A 22,341-nucleotide genomic window follows, 5' to 3' on the forward strand; every position below is an offset into this window, starting at 1 on the left:
TCATGCGGTTCGGGCTTCTGACGGTCCTGCTCGCGCTGATCCCCGGGATCGCGTTGGCGCAGAACACCGACCCCACCGGCGTCTCGTTCCTGGGCTGGATGGCCTGGACCTGGCAGACGGCCGTGTTCTTCGCCTGTATCGCCACGGCTCTGTTGGTCATGACGGTTTGGGAGATCGCGCGCCCGGGCGGGGATCCGCGTGAGCCGGGCATCCTCGGCATCGATACCACGCGCGGCGACCGGCTCTTCATCTCGCTCTTGAGCGCCGCCTACATCCATCTGGCCTGGTTGGCGTTCTTCAGTGGCCCGCTCTGGTGGGCGTCGATCATCGCGCTTGTCTGGGCGGCGGCGGTCGCGAAATGGGTCTGAAGGCCCGAACGGAATCGTCTTCGAGCCGGCATGGGCCGGTCGAAGCCGTGCAGCACGCGACAAGCGTGCGGAACAAACCGGCGGTTGCCGGAACAAAAGACGTCAGAGGAGGAGACCAATGAAGAAGTCGATATTGGCAGGTTTGGCTGCCACCGGGCTTCTTTGGGGAGGCCCGGCACTCGCCGACATGGCCGCCGCGGAGAAGTGGGTAGACGACGAATTCTCGCAATCGGTCTTGAGCCGGGACGAACAGCTCAAGGAAATGGAGTGGTTCATCAAGGCGGCCGAGCCCTATCAGGGCATGGAAATCAACGTCCTGTCCGAGACCATCCCGACCCATACCTATGAGTCGGAGGTCTTGACCAAGGCCTTCGAGGACATCACCGGCATCAAGGTGAACCACCAACTGCTGGGCGAAGGCGAAGTCGTGCAGGCGGTGCAGACCCAGATGCAGACCCGCCGGAACCTCTACGACGGCTACATCAACGACTCCGATCTGATCGGGACGCACTCGCGTCTGCAGCTGGCCTATAATCTGTCCGATCAGATGGCCGGCGAGTGGGCGGCGTCCACCAATCCGATGCTCGATCTCGACGATTTCATGGGCATCTCCTTCACCACCGGACCGGATGGCAAGCTCTACCAGCTTCCGGATCAGCAGTTCGCCAACCTGTACTGGTTCCGCAAGGACTGGTTCGATCGCGAGGATCTGCAGAAGCAGTTCAAGGAGATCTACGGCTACGATCTCGGCGTGCCGGTGAACTGGTCGGCCTATGAGGACATCGCCGAGTTCTTCAGCGTCCACGTCAAGGAGATCGACGGCGTCCGGGTCTATGGTCACATGGACTACGGCAAGCGCGCCCCCGACCTCGGCTGGCGGATGACCGATGCCTGGCTGTCGATGGCCGGCGCGGGCTCTCCGGGCGAGCCGAACGGCGTGCCGATCGACGAGTGGGGCATTCGCATGGAAGCGGGCTCCTGCAACCCGGCCGGCGCGAGCGTCAGCCGCGGTGGTGCCACCAACGGCCCGGCGGCGGTCTACGCGATCCGCAAGTGGGACGAGTGGCTGCGCGCCTATGCGCCTCCGGGTGCGGCCAGCTACGACTTCTATCAGTCGCTGCCGGCTCTCAGTCAGGGCAATGTCGCCCAGCAGGTCTTCTGGTACACCGCCTTCACCGCTTCGATGGTGGCTCCGAAGTCGGAGGGCAACAACACGGTCGACGAGGCCGGCAAGCCGCTCTGGCGGATGGCGCCGTCCCCGCACGGGCCGTACTGGCAGGAAGGCCAGAAGGTCGGCTATCAGGATGCCGGTTCCTGGACCTTCCTGAAGTCCACCCCGAGCGATCGGGCCCAGGCCGCCTGGCTGTACGCCCAGTTCGTGGTGTCCAAGACCGTCGATGTGCGCAAGAGCCATGTCGGTCTGACGTTCATCCGCGACAGCACCGTCCGGCATCAGAGCTTCACGGAGCGGGCGCCCAACCTGGGCGGTCTGATCGAGTTCTACCGCTCGCCCGACCGGGTGCGTTGGTCGCCGACCGGCATCAACGTGCCGGACTATCCGAAGCTGGCCCAGCTCTGGTGGCAGCAGATCGGCGACGTCAACTCCGGTGCCTTCACCCCACAGGAAGCCATGGACCGTCTCGCCGGTGAAATGGACACCATCATGGGTCGGATGCAGCGTGCCGATGAGTCGAGCAACGTCTACGGCGGCTGCGGTCCGCGCCTGAACGAGCCGAAGGATCCTTCCGAATGGCTCGGCAAGCCGGACGGCCCCAAGGCGAAGCTCGACAACGAGAAGCCGAAAGGCGAAACCGTCGCCTACGAGGAAATCATCAAGCGCTGGCAGTAAGGTTCCGCGCATACCGAGTATCGGACGCCGGGGCTTCGCCGCCCCGGCGTTTTCTTTGATTCACGACAACGCTCTACCGCGGGTTACGTTTCCGCGGCCCCGATCCTCTGCCGGCGGTCGGTCCGGACGTTCCAGATGAAGAACACGACGAACAGGGCCGTCCCGATGAAGTTCACGGACCAGTCGTTCGGCCACAGGATCGTCACGCCGATCGCGAACAGCACGGCGCGCATCGGCCAGGACACCGGTGCCTCCAGATAGCCCTCCATCGCCCCGATCAGCGCGTAGATCCCGACCAGGGCGAAAGCGAAGATCTCCAGTGCAAGAACAGGATCACCGTTCAGGAAGGGCGTGTAGGCGAAGAGCACCGGCACGATGTACAGCGTCTTGGCGATCTTCCAGGCGGTGAACCCGGTCGCCATCGGCGGGCTCTTGGCGATCGCCGCGGCGGCAAAGGCGGTGAGGCAGACCGGCGGCGTGACATTCGAGTCCAGACTCAGCCAGTAGATGATCATGTGGGCCGACAGCAGCGCCGTCGTCAGGATCGCCGGCGTCAGCGTGGCATCCTTCACCATGGACATCATCTCGGCCGGGATCGCCGCCACCAGCCCGGCCGCCGCCTCGCGGGTCATCGGTCCGTCGAGCAGGGCGGCCTTGTCCGGGGACGTGAGCATCAGGATGGCCTTGGCCGCGTCCGGGATCTGTCCGGAGGCAAAGGCGGTGATGATTTCGCTGCGCACGATCATATCCGCCAAGGCGGGCGCCGAGAGGGTGGCGAGGACGATGTAGGAGGCAGTCACCGGCAATCCCATGCCAAGCACGAGACTGGCCAATGCGATCAGCACGAGGGCGATCAGAAGGTTCCCGCCGGCCCAGTCGTCGATCATCAGCGAGAACGTGTTGCCGATGCCCGTCAGGGTCACCGCGTTGACGACGATGCCGACCGAGACCAGCAGGACCGCCGTCAGGATCATGTTGCGGGCTCCGCCGGCCATGGCCGACAGTATCTCGCGATGGCCCATACGATGCGTGCGGGTCAGCCAGGACGACGCGATGGTCGCCAGGATGGCGTAACCGGCGGCATAGGTCGGCGTGAACCCCGCGATCAGCATGGCGATCAGCAGGGTGATCGGGATGAAGAAGGTCGTGCCGCGCTTGAGCACCTCTCCGATCCGCGGCGCATCGTCATCCAGGGATTTCAGGTCGCGCTTCTTCGCCTCTACCCGCACAAAGCAGGCGACCCCGAAGAAATAGAGCATCGCCGGCAGCACCGAGACGGCGGCGATCGTCAGATACGAGATCTGCGTGTAGCTCGCCATGACGAACGCGCCGGCGCCCATGATCGGCGGCATCAGCATACCGCCGGTGGATGCCGTCGCCTCGACCCCTGCGGCGAAGCGGGCGGGGAAGCCCGCGCGTTTCATCAGGGGGATCGTGATGACCCCGGTGGACACCGTGTTGGCCACCGCCGAGCCCGAGATCGTTCCCATGAGCGCCGAGCCGAGCACGGCGACGAACCCGGGGCCGCCGACCAGCTTGCCGGCGATCGCGCGGGCGAAGTCGATGATGAAATCGCCGGCACCGGACTGGACGAGGAAGGCGCCGAACAGAATGAACATGAAGACGTAGCTGTAGGAGATCGTTGCGATCACCCCGAACATGCCGTCGTCCGAGTAGAACGAGCGGAACAGCATGGTCTCGTACCCGAGCCCCGAGAACGACAGCACGCCCGGGAACCAGCTTCCCCATGCCGTCACGTAGGTGAAGGCGAGGACGATCAGGATCGGGATGATCAGACCGGTGGTCCGCCGGGTGAACTCTATCGCCAGCGCGACCGCGATCGCGGTGAAGATCCAGTCGTACCAAAGGAAGGCCCCGTTGCGGGCGTAGAACGTCTCCTCGCCGAGAACGAGATAGGCGAACAGCGAGAGGGCGGCGAGACCGAGGACGATGTCCAGCATCATCGCCAAACGGCGCCCGGTCGCGCTCGTCGAGTGCCAGGCCGGGAAGAGCAGCGCGCACAGCAGCCCGAAGCCGGCGAAATGCAGCACGGACGCACGCAGCTCGGACATCGTGCCGAGGGTGTTGATCCAGATGTGCAGAACCGCCAGTCCCACACCGATCCAGAACGCGGCGCGGCCGGCTAGGGAGTCGGCCGGGCGTTGGCGCGTCGACTGGTCGACCTCTCCGGCGGCGGAAGCGTCCATCGTGTCTGAAAGTTCATGCGCGCCGGCTTGGCGCTCGCCGTCGGTCACGTCGGTGCTCCCGATTCCGAAGAGGGGGCGGCGGGTGCTGGAACGTCCGTTCCCGCACCCGCCGCGTGATGTCAGACCAATCGGGTCACTGGGCGACCAGGGAGGCGGGGATGGTGAGACCGGCCTCCTTGAAGTAGCGCGCCGCGCCCGGATGCAACGGCACCGGCAGGCCGGACATCGCGCTGTCGAGCGACATCGCTTTGGTCGCCGCGTGGATGTTGTTCAGGAAAGGGAGGTTCTCGAAGATCGCCTTGGTGATCTGGTAGACGTCCTCCTCCGGAACATCCTGGTGCACGCCGAGGAAGTTCGGCTGTGCGATGGTGTTCAGGTCGGTGTCCTGACCCGGATAGGTGCCGGCGGGGACCGTGTACTTGTAGTACAGGCCGGTGCCGCCGTCGGCCTTTGCGGCTTCCTCGTCGGTGAACTGAAGGATCTTCACGCCGCCGCCCATCTGCGCCTGGATGCGGGTGATGACCGAGACCGGCGGGCCGCCGGGAATGCCGGCGCCGACGATCGAGCCGTTCTGCAGGCTGTCGGCGGTCGGCCCGTAGCCTTGGAACACGAGGTCATAGCCCTCGGCATCGATGCCGAGATTCTTCAGAATGAACCGATTGGAATGCTCGGTGCCGCTGTTCCGCGCGCCGATCGAGAACTTCTTGCCCGTCAGGCCCGCCAGATCGGCGGCGGTGCCGGTCTTCGCGTCGTCCGCCATGACGACGAAATGCTCGACATTGGGCCAAAGCATGGCGATCGACCGCAGGTGCGGCTGGGGGCCGTCCTGGGCGAGCGATCCGCTACCTTCCTTGGCGTAGAGGCCGAACAGGCCCTGCAGAATAGCGAATTCAGCCTGCTTCTCGCGCATGAGCTTGACGTTCTCACCGGAGCCCGCGGAGCTGATCGCGGACAGGCCGATCTTCTGAGTCGGCTCAAGCTTGACCTTGATCAGCGTCGCGATGGCGACGCCCACGGGATAGTAGGTTCCGCCGGTTGTGGCGGTTGAGAGCACGTAGTTTCGGGCGTCCTGCGCGTGGGCTGGAGATCCCGAGATGGCAGCGATAATCGCCGCGGCGGCAGCGAGCACTTTAAGGCTCTGAGTCTTCATTACTTGTTTCCTCCAGGGGGAAATGCCTGGGACAGACGCAAGACTGACCGCCCGGTATTTTCCGGCGGATTCATGGAAGGGTCGCGGCGCGGACTCTCTGCCCATGTCTTGGCGGCATTTCCGAAAACGACGGTCACCATTTGTACCGCCGGGCGCGACGGTATATCGGGTCGGCGGATACTGGAACTGGGAAATGCAGCGAACGGCCGTCTGAGCCGCAGAATCTTGGGGGCTCTCACACCCGCACCCTGTCACGGCTTCGAGGATGGGACGCTCGAATCCGAGGGGCCGGTTCTGGATCGCGCCGCATCGGCTGAGGATGTCCATCGGGACAATGCTTCGGCGCGCCGGATCCGGATGGTTTGCGGCCGACCAGAGGACGCTGGATGCTGAAGGGCGTTCTGCCCCTCCGGCGCTACTGGCCAGGGAGCGGCACCTGCATGCGGGTCGGTACAGTCGGCGTCGGGAAGGTGCCGACGTGGTAGGCGTGGCACTGGGTGCAGCTGTCTCCGGCCTGTCCCGGGGCGTGGCACTGCGAACAGGTGGCGACGGTCGGCTGGCTGAAGCCGGCGATCACGCCGGTCGTCGGATCGCCTTGCAGGTACTGCTCCTGGAACGCGGTCGCGCCGCCCGGTCCGTCCGGCCGGATCACGGCGTGGCAGGTCTGGCATCCGCCGGACTCGGCGACCAGGCTGAAATGCGGCGCGTGGGCGAAGCGTACGAAGGTCCGGATGTCGGGATCGTAGTCCATCGGCGACCAGTTGACGCCGCCGGTCCCGGCAGCCGTCCCGTCCTGGGGGCGGTCGATGCTGTGGCACCGCAGACAGGTTCCGGGAGCCTGAGCGCCGCTGAAGACGGAAAGCAATGTGCCGCCGCCTTCTGTCTGCGGCTTCGCGGCCGCTATGTCGATCCAGGCCCGCATGAACGGATCCGCATGTCCGGTCGGCCGATACCTCAGCGCGAATTCGCCGCGGTACCAGCCGCCGGCGCGCATCCAGTCCTCCGGAGTGACATTGGGCTCGATCCGCATCGGCGGCGAGGCGAGGTCGGTCCGTGCGACCGGCGGCGTCTGTGCCGTGTCCGGGGGCGGTGCCAGAGCCTCGTCCGCGGGCACCTTGGGCGCCTGGAAGGTGTTCAGGCCGTCGGCGGAGGGCAGGGCCAGGATGTCCGACTGGTCGACGGCCGGCGCCAGATCGCCCGACGGGGCGGCGAGAATGTCCGACTGATCCGCTGACGGTGCGGCGAGGATATCCGACTGGTCCGGCACGGGGGCCAGGATATCCGACTGGTCGCCCGAAGGCGGCGCCAGGATGTCGGACTGCGCGTCGCTTGGGGCGGCGAGGATCGTCGATTGGTCGGGTGCCGCAATGGGAGCCGGAGCGTCGGTTCCTGCGGGTTTGGGCCCGGGAATCGGGTCCGGCAGCTCCGGGAACGGTCGGGAGAGGTCGCTTGCCAGGGACGGGAACCATTCATCGGCGGCGGCCGCCAATACGTCCATCGGCAGATAGCCGAGCAGGGCGCCCGTCTGATCGGCGGTCGGGCCCGCGCCGCGCTGGTCGGGAGCACCGTCCGCCAGCCTCGTTTCCGCCGCCTGGACCCCGTCGGCCAGCAGGTCGCCGATCAGGCGCTTCACCGCGAAGGCCACGGTCGCGACCGCCCGGATATCCTCCGGTGCCGCATCCCGCAGGTCCAGAAGGTCCAGGCCCTCCAGTCGGTCGAGGGCTGCTGCCACCGACGCGTCCGCCACGAGAAGGCGCGCCATGAACGGGCTGATCGGCTCTTCCGACCATTCGGGCCAGGCACCGATATCCACGCCGCGGGCTTTCAGTTCCCGCAGATCCAGCCCCGGCACCGCCAGGAACCGGAGCCCGGCTGGTCCGATCGATCCGGTCCCGGCGATATCGGCCTGGTGGCAGGACGCGCACATGGTCTCGAAGCTTGCGGTGAGCATGGCCCGGCCGTCGTCCGACGGCAGGTGACAGACCGTGCAGCTCTCCGGCGCCTTGCCGGCGCTTTCGGCGGCATCGAAATGCCGGTCGAGATGGGCTGCATGGTCGAAGGCGATACGGGGCCGACGGTTGAATAGCGGCCTGTCGAACTCCGGGTGACCGTTCGCGAACGAGGCAAACTGAGCCGTGTGGCAGGTCTGGCAGGCGCCTTCCGGCATCTCGGTGAGGTGGGCCTCGACGCCGCGGTGCTCACGGTGACAGGTGGCACATCCGACGCTCGACGTCGGTGCGTCGGCATCGGCGAACAGCCATCCCGATACCCTGAACTCGAACGGCGTTTCGGTGTCGTGCTCCGCGCGATGCGCTTGAGCCACGTCGGTCAGGGCGGCGGTCACGGCGGCGGGCCGGGAATGCGGCAGCTCGGCATGGTCGCCGAGGTCGTGGCAGGTGTGGCAGGCGGCATCGCCGTGGCCTTCCGGCGCCATGCCGAAAGCGGTCATGACCCAGCCGGCGGGCCCGTCGTCGAATCCCTGGTGGCAGCCCGCGCAGCCGCCGACCACGCTGTGCTGGAACGTGAGCGGCCCTGGCGACAGCAGGGCTTCGCGGTCGGTGCCCGTCAGCGCGATCATGACCAGTCCGATGACCGCGACAACGACCATGCGGGTGATCCGGCGGCGCAGCGCGCTCAGGCTGCGTACCGGGACGCAGGGCGGGCGCTGAACCGAACAGGCGCCGTCGGGCAGCGGACCGGCCTGGCAGGGGCCGCCGGCGCTGGCTGGGCGTGTGCAGTGCCAGCGGTCGCCCCGGCGCACCGGCACGCAGTCGGCGGCACCTTGGCAGTTGCCTGTGGCGTCGGGCCCACGCGGGCATGGCTGACCGAGGGCGAGCCGGCCGCATCGCCATTTCCGGTCGGGGCGGTCGTAGGATCCGGCGCCGCCGGCTTTGCCGGGGCCACCGGTCACGGCCCCACCTGGAAGGCATAGGCGAGGACCGCGTGGATCACCACCAGGATCAGAAGCGCGTGCGCCAACGGGACATGGACGAACAGCCAGAGCCGCAGTGCCATCTGAGCGGCGTACTGGTAGTCGAGGTCATCCTTGGCCTCGACAAGTTCACAGAGCCGCTCGAGCGTGTCTCGCCCGCTCGCATCGACATACCGGTGAAGCGAACGGATCTGCTGGAGCTGACGACGCTGGTGGCCGTGATATCCGGTCAGATGGGACAGCGCATTCCGCGGCCGCTGGAAATAGACGCTCAGTTCCTTTTGGTAATAGTCGGCGATGGTGACCGACGCCGTGTCTCGGGCCGAGGCGATGGCCAGGGCCTGCGCCTCGGCGGCAATCTCGGCTCGGCGGGTGGCGATACGGTCGTAGAGTTCCCGGGCCCCGTGATCGCGCATGCGCCTGGGCAGGATCCGGTTCAACCAAATCCCGACCGTCCCGCTGATCGCAACCGCCACGAACGGGATCCAGAGCGCGACCTCGAACGGGCCGTCCGGCAGGCCGAATCCGGTATGGGTCAGGAAGACGGCGACGGCGAACCAGCCGGCGTAGATATGGACCTGTTCCCAGGCCGACGCGCTGCCCAGGGGGAGCACCGGGATGCGTCGGCGCGCCTCGAACAGGGCGAGCGCGGCGATCAGGATCAGCAGGATCCAGCCGGTCATGAACCGGGTGTCGTGCAGGGTCGTTTCCGCCAGATGGGCGGTGGCCACGAGCAGGGCGGCGGCGATGCCAACGATCGTGCCGTTGCGGATCCTCCGGCGGGCGAACCCGGTCAGCGACGCAGCCATGCCACCAGCTCTCCCGGGTCGCTCATGTCGAGGCGGACCAGGGCGTCGTTCGGGCAGGCGCGCTGGCAGGCAGGCCCGCCAAGCTGTCCGGCGCACAGATCGCATTTGGTCGCCCGATGGATCGCCGTTCCCGTCTCCCGGTCGGTGATCACCTGGCCGGCGCGGTCGGCGATCTCGACCATGACGATGTTGTCGTAGGGGCAGCTCCGCGCGCAGGTGCCGCAGCCGATGCAGGTTTCGTCGTTGATGTGGACGTCGCCGAGCGACAGGTCGCGCTGGATCGCACCGGTCGGACAGCCGATCAGGCAGACGGCATCGACGCAGTGCATGCAGGCATGGGCGATCATCACGTCGCCATGGGAGGGGCCCTGGCGCACGAAGCGCGGGTTGCCGTCATGGGTCGCCGCGCAGGCCTTCACGCAGTCGTCGCAGCCGGTGCAGCGGTCGAGGTCGATCACCATCGACTGGGTGCCGTTGATGATCCGCTCGTCGATCAGGAAGTTGACCAGCGGCTGTTCGATCCCGGTGGCGCTCTCGTCCCGCTTCCAGACCGGCGTCGAGGGCGCCTCCGCCGGGGTCTCTGTCGGCAACAGGTGCTCGGGCAGGGTGGGCAGGACGTAGCGCTCCATGACCAGGGCCGGCACCCGCAGAATGTCGAGATAGCCGATCGCCCGCAGGCTGTAGCGCAGCGGCCGCGCCGCCCCCGATCGCCATTGCCGGACCAGTTCCTCGAAGCCGAAGACGTCGTTGTTCTTCAGGTAGCCGACCGTGCGGTCGCCGTGATCCAGGTGCTCGGTCACCCGGGCGAAACCGGCGCGAACCATGATCAGGTCGTCGGCAAGGCTGCCTTCCTCGGCGATCAGCGGTTCGCCCGCCAGGGGCTCGCTGGAGTCCGACGGCACCTCGCCGGTGGGGAAGAGTTCCTGGGTCCCGTGGTTCTCGAAGCGGATCTCCTCGGCGACGACGGCCCTGGTTTCCGCGTCCAGGTGGGCGAACAGCGGGCTTTCCGCCAGATGGGCGAGCAGGCTGCGGGTGCGGTGCAGGTGGTCGACGGTCTCGCGCAGGCCGGGGTCGCGGGCGCGCAGGTCGCGCAGTCCCTGCCATCTCAGCTCGATCACTTCGCAGTCGGTGCCGGCGAACACCGTTGCGGTGCGCGGGGTACGCGAGAGGGCCGAGATCTCGCCGAACATGTCGCCATGACCGAGCGGAATGATCGACTGCTCGGCCATCACCCGGTCGATGTCCGGCAGATAGGCCCGGTCCCGGTCGGCGCGCAGATGCACGGCGCCGGATCGCGGCGACAGGGTTCGGGTTTCGATCTCCGGCGAATTGCCCCAGAGCTGGGACAGCGCCCGCCAGACCGACCGGCGACGCCGCGGCATCGCGCGGTTGCTGTCGGGAAGGCCGGCATAGAGGACGCAGGCCGTGCCGGTCAGGATCACGAAGACCGAGTTCCCGTAATCCCCCTCTCGCACCACGATATCGCCGCGCTGGTAGCGGTTGATCCGGGCGTCGTTGCGCACGATGTCCGCCAGGAGCAGGCCCGGCGGGAACCGGTCCGGATCGAGATCGCGGAACACCGGTGCCGCCAGGATCCGCTCGACCGCCCCCACCGCCAGATCCGGGTCGAACGGATTGTCCCAGCGTCGGGGCCTGCTGATCGCGGTTGCGGGGGAAAGCACCTCGACGATCCTCAGCGGGCCGGTGTGCCCTTGTAGGCGGAGTCCGGCGGCAGGACCTGGTCGATCGCGCCGAAGGTGCTGCCGTCATACTTCTCGACGATCTGGCGGGTGATCGCGCCGACCTTGTCCGCCGCCGCCGACAGGGCCGCGTCGTTGTTCAGCTTGAGGCCGGCACTGTTGGCCGCCACTCCCATCTGTCCGAGTTCCTCGATCTTCAGGTACCCCTCGAGGGCAGCGATTGCCTGGCGGGCCGCCTGGGCGCGCGTGGCCATGGACACCGCGTAGGACGCCTTCTGGGTCGCCTTGCCGACCGCGCGCAGCGCCGTCTCCAACTCGACCGCCCGGCCGACGACGAACATCAGCCGCTTGTCGTTGAGCGAGGCGGGTGCGTTGGCGGCCCCCTTGTTGTGCCAGGTGTTGTGGCGGACCTCGCCCTGGGACCAGGTGACCAGCTCGAACGGGCTGCCGGCCTTGTGCCCGCCGACATTCACCAGCTTCTCGTTCGGCACCACGTGGCAGGAGAAGCAGTTGCTTGCCCAGGCATACATATCCTTGGGGCGGATCATGCCGGCGGCCTCGGCCTTCTGCCAGCGGAGCGCGATCTCTTCCTGGCTTTCCTGGCCTTCCTTCTTGCCGCTGAAGCCGCTGTGGATCGGCTGCCAGGCGCTCGCCGCGCCGTGACAGCTCTCGCAGGACACGCCGGCGACCGGCTCGGGCTCTCCGCCGCTGGTCTCTACCGTGGTGAAGTGGCAGTTGAGGCACAGGCTCTCCGACTTGATCCGCCGCATGCCCATGCGTTCGGCGATGTCGTTCGCCTCCTTCTTGCGGGTCAGCTCGGTGAAGGTCGAGAAGTGGTGCGTACCCTTCCAGATTTCCGTCTCGGTCTTGTGGCACTCGGCGCATTTGGCCGGGCCGATCACCTTGAACGCCCCGTCGCCGCTCTGGGCCGCGGCGGGCGAGCCGGCGAGTGCCGCCGTGACGACCAGGGTCGTGACAAGCAACGATGCCGCCGTGGCGAGCCGGCCGAGGGCCGATAGTCCCGTTGACTGGTGCATCGTGGCGTCCTCCGTCGATTTCATTCTAGCGTCGTGCGGTTTGGTCATGCGTCGAGTATCAACCTGTCGCGCGGTACGGCCATGCAGGCGAGGCAGGTGCCCGGTTCCGGAACCACGGCCGGCTCCGCCACGTAGTCTACCGCGCCCGCCTTGATGGCAACGATACAGGTGCCGCAATGCCCGGCCCTGCAGCCGCTCTCCAGGGCCACGCCGTTGCTCTCGGCCAGGGCGAGAATCGAGCCGGCCGACCCGTCCCAGTTCAGGGTCTTGCCGGATCGGTCGAAGCGGACCTCCACACCCGGTTTGGCTTCTGCCGCGGGGCGTTCGGTCGGTTGACGGTGTGCGGTGGCCGCGCCGAAGGCTTCGACCCGGATATCCTCGGACGGCACGCCCCAATCGCGCAGGCCGCCGGCGACGGATTCCATCATCGGCGCCGGTCCGCACAGATAGAATAGGTAGTTGGTCGACGGCAGCGTGTCCCTCAGCAACGCCAGATCGATCCGGCCCGGCCGGTCGTAGTCCCGGCCGAGGACGCAGGCCTCGGTCGGCCGGCTGTAGCAGGTAACCACATGCAGGGTCGGGTAGAGCCGGCGCAGTCCGGCGATATGCTCGGCGAAGGCGTGCTGGTCGCGGTTGCGCACGCCGTAGAACAGCCGGATCTCGCGTTCCGTCTGGCCGTCGCACATCGCGTTGAGCATGCTCAGCAGCGGCGTGATGCCGATGCCGCCGGCGATCAGCACGATCGGCTGGTCGGAGGCGGGATCGCCGGTGAAGGCGCCGGTGGGCCCGCGCACGTCCAGGATGTCGCCCTCGCGCACCACGTCGTTCAGGTAACCCGACACGATGCCCGGATCGCAGGCCGCGCCTTCGGGGGCGGGCACCTTTTTCACGCTGATGCGATAGCGTCCGCCGTCGCTCGGCGCGTCGGACAGGGAATAGCAGCGCACCAGCGGTTTGGACCGGTCCGGGAGCCGGAACTGGAACGTCAGAAACTGGCCCGGCAGGTAGCGCGGTAGGGGGCGGCCGTTGTGCGCGACCAGCTCTAAGGAATGGACGTCTTCGGCCTCGCGGACCTTGCGCACGACCTTCAGCTTGCGGAATCCGCTCCAGGAATTGACGGCGAGGTCGCGCTCCGCTTCGGCGTGGCGCAGCGACAGCTCGACCCGACGCTCGAACAGTCGGGCCTCGGCGGCGAAACTGCGGCGCTCCAGATAGCCCCGCCGCCATGTCCCGTACAGGCCGAGCGCCATCTGGGCGACTGTGCCGGCGACGATGACATAGCCGAGTGTCTCAAGGATCCCGATCATCGCTAGAATCTTACCAGCAACTCGGTGCGCGCGCCGTAGCCGAGGTCGCGGGCCTCTTCGCGGGATACGAAGCCATCGAGCTGCAGGACGAAACGGGAGCCCAGCGCCTGCTGAAAGCGCAGGCCGATCGCGGCGGCATCCCGCTGGTCCGGATCGGTGGCGATCCGGGTGCCGAGTTCGGCGACGAGTTGGGTGCGCTCCTGGTTGAAGAACATCTGATAGCCGGCGGCGGCGGCGACCACGTCGTCTGCCCGGTTGCTCAGGGCGGTCCCGTAATCGCCGAGACCGGGGGAGGCGAAAAGGATGCCAACCGGCCCGAGCGGGCCGCCGGCGATCGGATCGCGGGCCGCCGAGGTGAACCGGTCCACGGCCCAGGCGGCGTTGACGTACATCACGTCGTCGTTGCCCATCGGGTCGCCGGAAAGCTCGGCCAGGAACACGGTGCCGGTATCGACCGCCTCGGACGTGTCGTCGAGGGCGACGGACTGGGCGACGCGGAAGGCGGTGTTCAGCTTGCCGAAACGCTGGGTCGCGGCCGCACCCAGGAACAGGCCGTCGGTTCCATTGTCGCCGTCCTCGCCCTCCGTCACCCAGAGTGCGTCAAGCGCGACGGTGGAAGCCCGGAAGTCGGTCTCCGAGAACAGGCCGACCAGCTTGGCCTTGTCGTCGCGCGCGTTGTCGCTGCGGTGGATGTTGCCCCAGCCGAACAGCGCGGTGAGGCGGGTATCGACCGAGATGTCCCGGGCGATCAGGGTGTCCCGGGTGACGGCGACGGCATCGACCGTGTCGTTGATCAGCAGGCCTTCCTGGAACAGCAGCTGCTGGCGCCCGACGGTAAAGCCGATATCCAGGCCGCCGGTGTCGAACGGATCGGCATCGGGGAAGAGCTCGCCGATCTCTCCCTCGAAGAACAGGGCGGTGATCTCGCCGCTGAACTGATTGTCGAAGCCTTCCCTGTCCTCCGGGCGGCGGTGGTAGCCGGAGAACCGGCCCCCGTCGCGCAGGGGCGACAGGCCGAACAGCACCCGCTCGGTGCCGCTGAGCTGCAGGTTGGCGAACAGGTCGAGCCGGTTGGCCCATTCCTGCACTTCCGGGGCGTCGCCGTTCTTGAAGATTCCGACACCCGTGCGGTACTGGCCGAAGACCCAGAGCGCGGGCTGCCACACGGCGCCGGTGGGCAGCTCGAAACCGGGATCCAGCGGGCCGGTCCCCAGCAGGTCCGAACCGATCTCCAGCAGCGGCTCGGTGCGCGCCGGCAGCGCGTCGCCCTTGTAGGGGATCACTTCTTCGGAAAGCGTCTTCACCTCGGCCGAGACCGACGACGTGGCGAGGACGATGGCGGCTGCCGGAAGCAGCCGCAGCCAATGGGGCATCCGGTTCATTGGACTTCTGCCCGGTTCTGGCCGCCGAGGGTCACGACCGTCTCCCGTTCGGCGATGGTCAGCGTGCCGTCGACGACGGCATCGGCGACCTGGCGCGGGCTCATGCCGTAGTCGAAGCCGATGTCCTGGATCGCCAGGATCAGGTTGACCGGCACCATCTGCGCCTTGAGCTTCACGGAGATCGCATAGGGCCCCGACCCGGTGAGGGCCTCCGCCGGCACCGCATACTCGGCAGTCCGCTGGCCCAGCGGGTCGATGGTCTGCTTGTGTTTCCGCGCCGTTCTCGGCCGGCCGTAGATCGTCGTCGGCAGCGCTTCGGGCCGCACGAAGGGCAGCACGCCCTGGGAGGTGTTGATCGGCAGCACCTGCTCCCGTTCGCCGCCGCGCAGCAGGCGGACCAGGAACTTGGACTGCAGGTTGAACAAATCCTCGTCGAGCGGAAGTTCGCCGGCATGGACATAGGCGGAATGGGTGTCGCGCAGGTCACCGTTCGGATCGCGGTCGCCGGACCGGTACACAACGGCCCCGTCGGCATTCGTCACGGTCACGTCCAGGAACATCAGCCGTTCGGCGTCGAAGCCGGTCGGCACCGAATGGCCGTCCGTGATGTTGCGCACCGTCGCCGAAAACGACAGGTCGCCCGGCGCCGCCGATGTGATTCGGATCTCGTCGAGCGCCAGGCCGTTGCGCAGGACCTCCAACCGGCGCTCATCGGCCTTCGCCAGGCGCTTCTTCTGCGCCTCGACGATCTTGCGGCCGTCATACCGGTCGTCTATCGAGCGCCATGCCTCGGGGAAGGGGTAGTCGCGCGGGGCGGCCTTCTCGAAGGCGTCGGTTCCCCAACCGGCGGCATCGTCGAAGGTCATCCATTCCCGCATGGTCTTGAAGCTCTGCGCCTTCACGTTCAGCGGGAACAGGCCGGGGTGAAGGATGGAATGGTCCGGGCCGGCGAAGAAATGACTGGCCAGTTTGCGGGTCCGCGTCGGCTCGCCGCCGACGATCGCCGCCGGGCCTTCCTCATAGCCGGAGGCCACGCCCTGCTCCTTGCCCATATGGCAGTCCTGGCAGGTCACCCCGGCCTGGGAGGCCGGCGACTGATGATACTCGGCGAAGGCCTCCTCCAGGCGGAAGCCGTTGACCAGGGTCACGTCGTGGCAGGTACCGCAGAAGCCGGGGGTGACCAGCGGAAAGAACCGTTCGACTTCGGTATGGATGGCGCGGCCGGGTGCCGAGCGGTCGGTGGAGACCCGATAGGTCTCCGGTTCGTCCAGCACGCGATTCAGTTCCTCGTCGCCCTTGGGGCCGAAGACCGGTTCGTACAGATCGCCCTCGACGATCGCGAGGCGGCCGCTGATCTTGCCGTAGTTGCGGTCGATCCGGTGGCAGGTGATGCAGGTCACGCCTTCCCGCGAGGTCGGGTGCCGGTCGAAATTGGAGACATAGACCGACTCTTCCAGGTTCATGCCCACCGGCGAATGGCAGCGCACGCAGAAGTCGCCGTTGGTGCCGCTGGTCTTGGCGTTGATCGCCGCCTGCATGGTCAGGAAGACCGGGCTGAGCTGGGCATAGGCGTGCTGGGAGGCGGACCATTCCTCATACTGCTTGGGATGGCAGGTGGCGCAGGTCGTGGCGGCCGGGAAGCGGTTCTCGGCGAACAGCTTCTCGTGCTCCGCGGCCGCGCCGGATGTGCTCCCGGCCGATGTCGTCCCGGCGGCGTCGGGCGGTGTTTCGGTCGGTATCGGAGCGCCGATCGCCGGTGCCACGGACGGGCTGACGACGTCCGGTGTCGGGGTCAGCAGCAGATCGTCCTTGGCCGAGGGCTGGACCAGCAGGTCGTCCGACTGCGCCGGTGCCGACGGCAGCAGGAGGTCGTCCGATTGTGTCGGCGTGGGCTGCAGCAGGAGATCGTCGGTCTGCGCGGGGGGCGTCTGGTCACCTGCGCTCGGCTGCAGCAGCAGGTCATCGTCGGCGGCGGCCAGATGCTCTGCGATCCGTTGAAGAGATTGGGCTCCGACTGCGGTGTCGGCCTCGGCAGCGCTGACAAGCAGACAGATCGCCAGCGGCAGGGCGGAAACGGCGACGATCAGATCGCGGTGCAGGCCGTTCTTTTTCATAGACAGCTTCCGGTCGCTTTCTGCGGACGAGATCAGAGACGTTATTACCGTGATTTAGCGATCGGTCAAATCTCGCAATGTGCACATAAAACTAGAAATATGCCGCGCTGCCACACCTCCAGCACACCCAGCTTGCCCTCCCGTTGGTTGTCGGTCCTTGGCCGGTTACTGGCCTCGGGTGGCGCGTTGATTTGTTCGGCTTTTGATGATCCAGGCCGATTTCCCGGGTTCTGAGCACTTCCATCCGGCGGCGGCGCGGCGCTCGTGGAAGGTCAGCCGGTCGAAGGGGCAAGCCAGATGGGCGAGCGTCGGTTCGGCCGCCGCTGGGGCCAGCGCGATGGTTGGGATGAACAGTCCAAAGCATATCTACTGTTGCGCGAACACATGCTCCACAGCGGCACGGACTGACGACGTCTTCGCATTGGTCTGGACTGGGATTATGGACATCGACGTGCCGGGCGGTTTGCGCCGATGGATCGCGCTGGTCGGTATTGAGGACAGCCGGGCCCGGATCATGAACTCCAACCGCTTGCCGCGCAGACTGGGCTGCGCCAGCAGGATCAGCGCCTCGAACATCGACACAGGACTGAGCGGAGGACGGCCGCCGTTCGAGCCGTCGCCGTAGTCCAGGCTCCCAGCGTTCATTCCGACACGCCGTCGATATAGACCCAACCCGCTCCTTGGCGGCGAAACCGGCTGGTTTCGGTCAAACGGCCCGTCTGACTGCCCTTGCGCCACGTTGCGATGAAGCGGACAAGCGCGGTATCGGGGCCGGTCACCTCGTGACGGTCGATCGTCAGCCCGGTCCAGGCCTGCGCGGTGTCCAAGGTCAACGTCAACGGCCGCGTTTCCGCTGCCCAGCTCTTGTACAGGTAGGCCGCATTTCCGCGGCTGAAGGCGCAATAGCGGGACCGCATCAGTTCCTCGGCATTGCGCGCCGGCGCCCCTGAATGCAACCGGCCGCAGCAGCCCACATAGCTCTTCCCGCTGCCACACTCACACGGCTCAAACAAGTCTGTCTCCCAAGGGCGTGGTGACACGCCGCCTGCCGATTTGCGGTCCATGCACCGGCTTGATCGTCATCACCATTGCGACGGCTGGACCATTGCGACGACTGGACGCGAAGACGGGCTGGGGTCCACCGTCAAAGAAATGGGTGTCCTAGCGTAATCCATCCTGTCCCTCAGCCTCGTCGTGGCTCAAACCACCGACGCGGGCGAGAGGGCGGCCGCTGTCGGTCACAGCGACGGCAACCATGATCTCGCCCGCACGGGGGGAATCGTTCAGGCGGACCTCGATCGCGTCGAAATGGCTGCGGACATAGGCTGCGTTCTTGTGGCCCAACGGCACATCCAGAACGTGCCCCGGTCCTCCCATTTTCTTCGACGAGGGCACCAGTGCCGCGCCGCCGCCGACTGCCGCCCGCAGCGGAGCGCCGAGGTTGGGATGGAGAATGGCCGCTGCGTGCTCCAATTCGCCCGCCTCTCCGACCATGGCGGCCTTGCCATAGCTCTGCACCTGGTCGGGGGCGATTCCTAAGGCCTCGACGCAGCGTCCGGCCAGAAGGCCGCCGAGTTCGCCGCCGATATCCATCAGGACAGAGAGATCGTCGACATAGCGTCCGGCGAAGGGGTTCGCGATCACCGCCACGGCGACGGCCTTCCGGCTGGCAGGCGAAACGGTACGCCCAGCCTCTTTGAGGGCTTCTTCAACCCAAACAGCGATCTTGCGAATGTCGGCGATCATTTACGGTTCATCCTGCCAACGGCAGTCGTTTCCATCAACAACAAGCCATCAGTCGATGCTCGGGCTCTACCAATGGCCGGAGGAAACTCGCGGCTTGGGTCACCGCGCATATACCGCGCATATACAGACGATCGCAATGGGGCGGCCGGAAGGTGGCCTCCAACGACCGTTCTGGGTCGACAGGGCTGAAAGCCGGGATCGCTCCGGCGACATGAGCCGTTAGAAGCAGCCGCCCTATCGCGGCCAGACCGGGTGGTGGTCGTCTATCACGAAGGCATGGGCATGGCGGACCGGCTTGTGGCGGTGCGCGCCGTCGGGCCGCCACTCGACCCGGCCCGGGCCATGATGTGCGTCGTCGGGCTCGCCGTGAACATGCGTGATGCCGTCATGCTCGTGCTCGATGACTTCCGGGTCCCGGGACGGCCAGACCGCCCAGGCGATGGCGCATCCCAGCACCACGCCTCCGGCCAGGACGACGAAGGTGTTCGGAAGCCCGATCAGCGGACCGAGCCACCCAGCCGTCGGATAGGCGATCAGCCAGCAGGCATGGGACAGGGCGAACTGGGCGGCGAACAGGGCGGGCCGGTCCTCGGCATGGGACGACCGCCGCAGCAGCAGCCCGGACGGCGTCAGGATCAGGGAAACGCCGATACCGACAACCGTCCAGAGCCCCATGGCCGCCGCGTAGCCGGGTTCCAGGACGCCAAACGGCAGGGCGACGGCAAGCAGGCCGCCGCCGGACAGCATCACGGTTCGGGGCGGCAGCCGGTCGAGCAGGCGCGGCAGAGCGAGCGCGACCAGCATCGAGCCGACCCCATAGGACGCGAACAGGAAGGCCACGTCCTGATCCCCGCCGCCGAGCACCTCGCGGACATAGACGACCGTGTTCACGATCACCATCGACCCCGCGGACGACACCGCGAAGCTGAGGGCCAGCAGCCCCCGCAGCCGCGGCGTGCGCAGGTAGATGAAGGCGCCCCGGGTCAGCCTTTCCCGGAACGGCCGGGCGACGCTCTCGGGACGGATCGCCGGCAGGATCACCGAGATCACTAGGGCGGCGGAGGCCAGGAAGGCGATGCCGTTGCCGACGAACAGCCAGTGAAAGCTCATCACGGTGAGCAGCAGGCCGGCCAGCATCGGGCTGATCAGCGATTCCAGATCGTAGGCGAGCCGGGAGAGCGAGAGCGCGTTGGTATAGTCCTTCTCGTCGGTCAGCACGTCCGGAATGGTCGCCTGGAAGGTCGGGGTGAAGGCGGCCGAGCAGGCCTGGAACAGGAACACCAGGAGGTAGACCTGCCAGACCGCCGACACGAACGGCAGGAACAGCACCATCCCCGCCCGGCAGAGATCGAGGCCGACCAGAAACCGGCGCCGCGGCACCTTTCCCGCCAGGGCGGCGGCGACGGGGGCGAGCCCGACATAGGCGACCATCTTGATCGCCAGGGCCGTGCCCAGGACCTGGCCCGCCTGCGCTCCCGCGAGATCGTAGGCGAGCAGGCCGAGGGCGACGGTCGTCAGCCCGGTCCCGATCAGCGACAGCACCTGGGCCGCGAACAGATGCCGGTAGGTTCGATTGCCCAGGACGCTCAGCATGCCGTCCTCCACTCAAAGGAACTTGGTGATCGCCTTGAAGTCGGACAGAGCCTCCGGGTCCCCGTCGCCGGGTTGAGCCGCGGCATCGAGGCAGTGGTCGATATGGTCCCGGATCAGGGTCCGCTTCGCCTGGGTGATCGCCTTCTCAACAGCATGGAGCTGCTGGGCGATATCGGTGCAGGCCCGGCCTTCCTCGATCATCGAGACGACGCTGAGCAGGTGCCCGTTCGCCCGCTTCAGACGCTTGACGATATCGCCGTGGGTTGCATGCCGGTGGGGTTCTGTCATAAACAACAAGTATCCTCCCTGGGAGGATCGGGCAAGCTGTCTCAGACCGGAAGCTGTACCAAGCACCCCTATGAAGCACGGGCTCAGAAAACTGCGAAGAATTGTGCTCGTGTGCATATGCGGAGCATTCCTGCTTTCCGCTGTTCGACCCGACCTCGGCCATCTGCCCAATCTGCTCGACGTGCTGAGCGAGCATGCTGAGACGGCACACGATCATGGACACTCCCATGGTCTCGAAGAGGATATCTTCACCGCGTTGCAAGGCCATGCCCACGGGCTGGGCGATCATGAACACGTTCCCGATCTGTTGCCTGTCGCGAATGTCGGACCCATGCCTCAGACGTTTGGAGGCTATCGCAGCGCACGGCTGTCGGACGCCAGCCCCACCCCCATCTTCCTGTTTGAAAGACCCCCGCGCAGCTGATTGCCCCGAGGCGAGACCTCGCAATCACGACTGAATTCCGAAACGCGGAGACATCTTCATGAGAATGTCCTTCCGGGCGCGCGACTGGTCCAGGTTCTGGCTGGCCGGCGCCCTGCTGCTCTGGGCTTTCGCGCTTGGAGCTACACAAGCTGCCGCCCACAACGTCACAGAGGGTGACGCGGGCTACATCCAGGAAATCTGGGGAGTCAACATCATCCCCTTCATCTATCTCGGGGCCAAGCACATGGTCACGGGGTACGACCACATCCTGTTCCTGTTCGGGGTGGTCTTCTTTCTCTATCGCATGAAGCACGTGGCGCTTTACGTGAGTCTCTTCGCGATGGGGCACTCGATCACGATGCTGGCGGGCGTCTACTTCAACTGGGCCGTCAACCCCTACGTGATCGACGCGATCATCGGCTTCTCAGTCGTCTACAAGGCGCTCGACAATCTCGGAGCCTACCAGCGCTGGTTCGGTTTCCAGCCGAATACCAAGGCCGCGACCCTGATCTTCGGCCTGCTCCACGGTCTCGGCCTCGCGACTAAGATTCTCGACTACAACATCGCGTCGGATGGACTGTTGGCGAACCTCATCGCCTTCAATGTCGGCGTCGAACTCGGACAGATCATGGCCCTGGCGGTGATCCTGATCGCGATGGGCTATTGGCGGAAGTCGGCAAGCTTCTGGAAGCATGCCTACACCGCCAACGTCGTGATGATGTCGCTCGGCTTCATGCTGATGGGACTGCAGATCACCGGTTACTTCGTGGCCGCCTAAGAGATTGGAGACAGACATGAACAACGCTCAAGAGCCGACGACCGACGAGCTTCCCAGCTCGGCGCAGCTTCTGCGCTCCACCCTTATCGCTCTGGCCGCAGCGATTGCGATCCTCGTCACCGTGATCCTGCCGTCCGAGTACGCCATCGACCCGACGGGGGTGGGACGCATGCTTGGATTGGCCGAGGTAGGCGAGACCAAGCAGCAAGTCGCCGCGGAAGCGACGCAGGACCGCGGGATGCCGCAGAAAACGGGCAATCGGCCCGGCGCGCTGGACGGGATCTTCGGCCTGTTCGTCTCGACCGCTCATGCCCAAGAGGCGTGGCGGGACGAAGCCACCTTTACGCTCGGATCGGGCGAGCCGATCGAGACGAAGATGGTGATGAAGAAGGGTGAAACCGTTGAATACGAGTGGGCCGCCGAGGGAGGCCGGATGAATTTCGACCTCCATGGCCATGGCGGGGGAGAGTCCGTGACCTACGAGAAGGGACGGGATCAAACCTCGGGCAAGGGGAGTTTCACCGCCACGTTCGATGGCGAGCACGGCTGGTTCTGGCGCAATCGCGACAGCTCCGACGTCACGGTGACGCTCAAGGTTCGCGGCGAATACGGCGCGTTCAAGCGGTCGCAGTGATGGAACCAGCCCGCCGGCAACGG

At 66.5% G+C, this 22,341-nt stretch carries 19 protein-coding genes; 6 read left to right on the plus strand and 13 right to left on the minus strand.

Translation table 11 applies throughout. From position 1 onward, the window contains the following. The first annotated feature begins 2 nt into the window (after positions 1 to 2). Both BLS34_RS20695 and BLS34_RS20700 read left to right on the plus strand, forming a co-directional pair. Positions 3 to 368 (plus strand): DUF2160 domain-containing protein, encoded by a 366-nt coding sequence (locus BLS34_RS20695; protein WP_084618846.1) that lies wholly within the window; start codon positions 3 to 5, stop codon positions 366 to 368. 118 nt (positions 369 to 486) lie between these two features. Continuing rightward, on the plus strand, positions 487 to 2,217 hold the full coding sequence (locus BLS34_RS20700; protein WP_093153486.1) for an ABC transporter substrate-binding protein: 1,731 nt from the start codon (positions 487 to 489) through the stop codon (positions 2,215 to 2,217). An 83-nt stretch (positions 2,218 to 2,300) separates the two neighbouring features. On the opposite strand, the gene BLS34_RS20705 is transcribed toward BLS34_RS20700, so the two are convergent. The 9 genes from BLS34_RS20705 to BLS34_RS20745 form a co-directional block, all read right to left on the minus strand. Beyond that, positions 2,301 to 4,472: a TRAP transporter permease gene (locus BLS34_RS20705; protein WP_245702100.1), complete on the minus strand. Its 2,172-nt coding sequence runs from the start codon at positions 4,470 to 4,472 to the stop codon at positions 2,301 to 2,303. A gap of 85 nt (positions 4,473 to 4,557) precedes the next feature. Continuing rightward, a complete protein-coding gene (locus BLS34_RS20710) occupies positions 4,558 to 5,574 on the minus strand; it encodes a TAXI family TRAP transporter solute-binding subunit (protein ID WP_028794485.1) in 1,017 nt (338 codons plus the stop codon). Between the two features lie 415 nt (positions 5,575 to 5,989). Then, the gene (locus BLS34_RS20715) at positions 5,990 to 8,485 is read right to left on the minus strand and encodes a cytochrome c3 family protein (protein ID WP_139189413.1); all 2,496 of its coding nucleotides are present in this window, start codon (positions 8,483 to 8,485) and stop codon (positions 5,990 to 5,992) included. Then, positions 8,482 to 9,315, minus strand: coding sequence for a hypothetical protein (locus BLS34_RS20720; protein WP_093153492.1), 834 nt, complete (start codon positions 9,313 to 9,315; stop codon positions 8,482 to 8,484). The genes BLS34_RS20715 and BLS34_RS20720 overlap by 4 nt, the downstream gene beginning before the upstream one ends. Continuing rightward, positions 9,300 to 10,997 (minus strand): cyclic nucleotide-binding domain-containing protein, encoded by a 1,698-nt coding sequence (locus tag BLS34_RS20725; protein ID WP_093153495.1) that lies wholly within the window; start codon positions 10,995 to 10,997, stop codon positions 9,300 to 9,302. Before BLS34_RS20725 ends, BLS34_RS20720 begins: the two co-directional genes overlap by 16 nt. Before the next feature lie 11 nt (positions 10,998 to 11,008). Continuing rightward, a complete protein-coding gene (locus BLS34_RS20730; protein WP_215906180.1) occupies positions 11,009 to 12,076 on the minus strand; it encodes a cytochrome c family protein in 1,068 nt (355 codons plus the stop codon). Positions 12,077 to 12,096: 20 nt separating this feature from the next. Next, the gene (locus BLS34_RS20735) at positions 12,097 to 13,359 is read right to left on the minus strand and encodes a 2Fe-2S iron-sulfur cluster-binding protein (RefSeq protein WP_093153501.1); all 1,263 of its coding nucleotides are present in this window, start codon (positions 13,357 to 13,359) and stop codon (positions 12,097 to 12,099) included. 2 nt (positions 13,360 to 13,361) lie between these two features. Further along, positions 13,362 to 14,741 carry a hypothetical protein gene (locus tag BLS34_RS20740; RefSeq protein ID WP_093153503.1) on the minus strand — a complete coding sequence of 460 codons (1,380 nt, stop codon included), beginning with the start codon at positions 14,739 to 14,741 and terminating at the stop codon, positions 13,362 to 13,364. After that, a complete protein-coding gene (locus BLS34_RS20745; protein WP_093153505.1) occupies positions 14,738 to 16,855 on the minus strand; it encodes a multiheme c-type cytochrome in 2,118 nt (705 codons plus the stop codon). Before BLS34_RS20745 ends, BLS34_RS20740 begins: the two co-directional genes overlap by 4 nt. Before the next feature lie 439 nt (positions 16,856 to 17,294). On the opposite strand from BLS34_RS20745, the gene BLS34_RS25595 reads away from it, so the two are divergent. After that, positions 17,295 to 17,480 carry a hypothetical protein gene (locus tag BLS34_RS25595; protein ID WP_139189414.1) on the plus strand — a complete coding sequence of 62 codons (186 nt, stop codon included), beginning with the start codon at positions 17,295 to 17,297 and terminating at the stop codon, positions 17,478 to 17,480. Positions 17,481 to 17,496: 16 nt separating this feature from the next. On the opposite strand, the gene BLS34_RS20755 is transcribed toward BLS34_RS25595, so the two are convergent. From BLS34_RS20755 to BLS34_RS20770, 4 genes are all read right to left on the minus strand, one after another. Next, positions 17,497 to 17,919 carry a YchJ family metal-binding protein gene (locus BLS34_RS20755; protein WP_084618848.1) on the minus strand — a complete coding sequence of 141 codons (423 nt, stop codon included), beginning with the start codon at positions 17,917 to 17,919 and terminating at the stop codon, positions 17,497 to 17,499. Positions 17,920 to 18,016: 97 nt separating this feature from the next. Continuing rightward, positions 18,017 to 18,601 (minus strand): amino acid synthesis family protein, encoded by a 585-nt coding sequence (locus tag BLS34_RS20760; RefSeq protein WP_093153512.1) that lies wholly within the window; start codon positions 18,599 to 18,601, stop codon positions 18,017 to 18,019. 234 nt (positions 18,602 to 18,835) lie between these two features. After that, positions 18,836 to 20,194 carry an MFS transporter gene (locus tag BLS34_RS20765; protein WP_093153514.1) on the minus strand — a complete coding sequence of 453 codons (1,359 nt, stop codon included), beginning with the start codon at positions 20,192 to 20,194 and terminating at the stop codon, positions 18,836 to 18,838. Positions 20,195 to 20,206: 12 nt separating this feature from the next. Then, on the minus strand, positions 20,207 to 20,482 hold the full coding sequence (locus tag BLS34_RS20770; protein WP_028794494.1) for a metal-sensing transcriptional repressor: 276 nt from the start codon (positions 20,480 to 20,482) through the stop codon (positions 20,207 to 20,209). Positions 20,483 to 20,552: 70 nt separating this feature from the next. On the opposite strand from BLS34_RS20770, the gene BLS34_RS25600 reads away from it, so the two are divergent. The 3 genes from BLS34_RS25600 to BLS34_RS20780 are packed head-to-tail and all read left to right on the plus strand — an operon-like array spanning position 20,553 to position 22,318. Beyond that, a complete protein-coding gene (locus tag BLS34_RS25600) occupies positions 20,553 to 20,906 on the plus strand; it encodes a hypothetical protein (protein ID WP_139189415.1) in 354 nt (117 codons plus the stop codon). A 58-nt stretch (positions 20,907 to 20,964) separates the two neighbouring features. After that, complete coding sequence (locus tag BLS34_RS20775) at positions 20,965 to 21,684, plus strand: HupE/UreJ family protein (protein ID WP_093153516.1); 720 nt, start codon at positions 20,965 to 20,967, stop codon at positions 21,682 to 21,684. Between the two features lie 16 nt (positions 21,685 to 21,700). Next, positions 21,701 to 22,318, plus strand: a complete 618-nt coding sequence (locus BLS34_RS20780; RefSeq protein WP_093153518.1) for a p24 family protein — start codon at positions 21,701 to 21,703, stop codon at positions 22,316 to 22,318. Positions 22,319 to 22,341 lie beyond the last annotated feature (23 nt).

This window comes from Thalassobaculum litoreum DSM 18839, from assembly GCF_900102465.1.
Classification (GTDB): Bacteria; Pseudomonadota; Alphaproteobacteria; order Thalassobaculales; family Thalassobaculaceae; genus Thalassobaculum; species Thalassobaculum litoreum.

Coding starts and splice junctions, on each gene's coding strand:
- BLS34_RS20695 (WP_084618846.1), top strand. CDS start 3: ATGCGGTTCGGGCTTCTGACGGTCCTGCTCGCGCTGATCCCCGGGATC.
- BLS34_RS20700 (WP_093153486.1), top strand. CDS start 487: ATGAAGAAGTCGATATTGGCAGGTTTGGCTGCCACCGGGCTTCTTTGG.
- BLS34_RS20710 (WP_028794485.1), bottom strand. CDS start 5,574: ATGAAGACTCAGAGCCTTAAAGTGCTCGCTGCCGCCGCGGCGATTATC.
- BLS34_RS20720 (WP_093153492.1), bottom strand. CDS start 9,315: ATGGCTGCGTCGCTGACCGGGTTCGCCCGCCGGAGGATCCGCAACGGC.
- BLS34_RS20730 (WP_215906180.1), bottom strand. CDS start 12,076: ATGAAATCGACGGAGGACGCCACGATGCACCAGTCAACGGGACTATCG.
- BLS34_RS20735 (WP_093153501.1), bottom strand. CDS start 13,359: ATGATCGGGATCCTTGAGACACTCGGCTATGTCATCGTCGCCGGCACA.
- BLS34_RS20740 (WP_093153503.1), bottom strand. CDS start 14,741: ATGAACCGGATGCCCCATTGGCTGCGGCTGCTTCCGGCAGCCGCCATC.
- BLS34_RS20745 (WP_093153505.1), bottom strand. CDS start 16,855: ATGAAAAAGAACGGCCTGCACCGCGATCTGATCGTCGCCGTTTCCGCC.
- BLS34_RS25595 (WP_139189414.1), top strand. CDS start 17,295: ATGGACATCGACGTGCCGGGCGGTTTGCGCCGATGGATCGCGCTGGTC.
- BLS34_RS20755 (WP_084618848.1), bottom strand. CDS start 17,919: ATGGACCGCAAATCGGCAGGCGGCGTGTCACCACGCCCTTGGGAGACA.
- BLS34_RS20760 (WP_093153512.1), bottom strand. CDS start 18,601: ATGATCGCCGACATTCGCAAGATCGCTGTTTGGGTTGAAGAAGCCCTC.
- BLS34_RS20765 (WP_093153514.1), bottom strand. CDS start 20,194: ATGCTGAGCGTCCTGGGCAATCGAACCTACCGGCATCTGTTCGCGGCC.
- BLS34_RS20770 (WP_028794494.1), bottom strand. CDS start 20,482: ATGACAGAACCCCACCGGCATGCAACCCACGGCGATATCGTCAAGCGT.
- BLS34_RS25600 (WP_139189415.1), top strand. CDS start 20,553: ATGAAGCACGGGCTCAGAAAACTGCGAAGAATTGTGCTCGTGTGCATA.
- BLS34_RS20775 (WP_093153516.1), top strand. CDS start 20,965: ATGAGAATGTCCTTCCGGGCGCGCGACTGGTCCAGGTTCTGGCTGGCC.
- BLS34_RS20780 (WP_093153518.1), top strand. CDS start 21,701: ATGAACAACGCTCAAGAGCCGACGACCGACGAGCTTCCCAGCTCGGCG.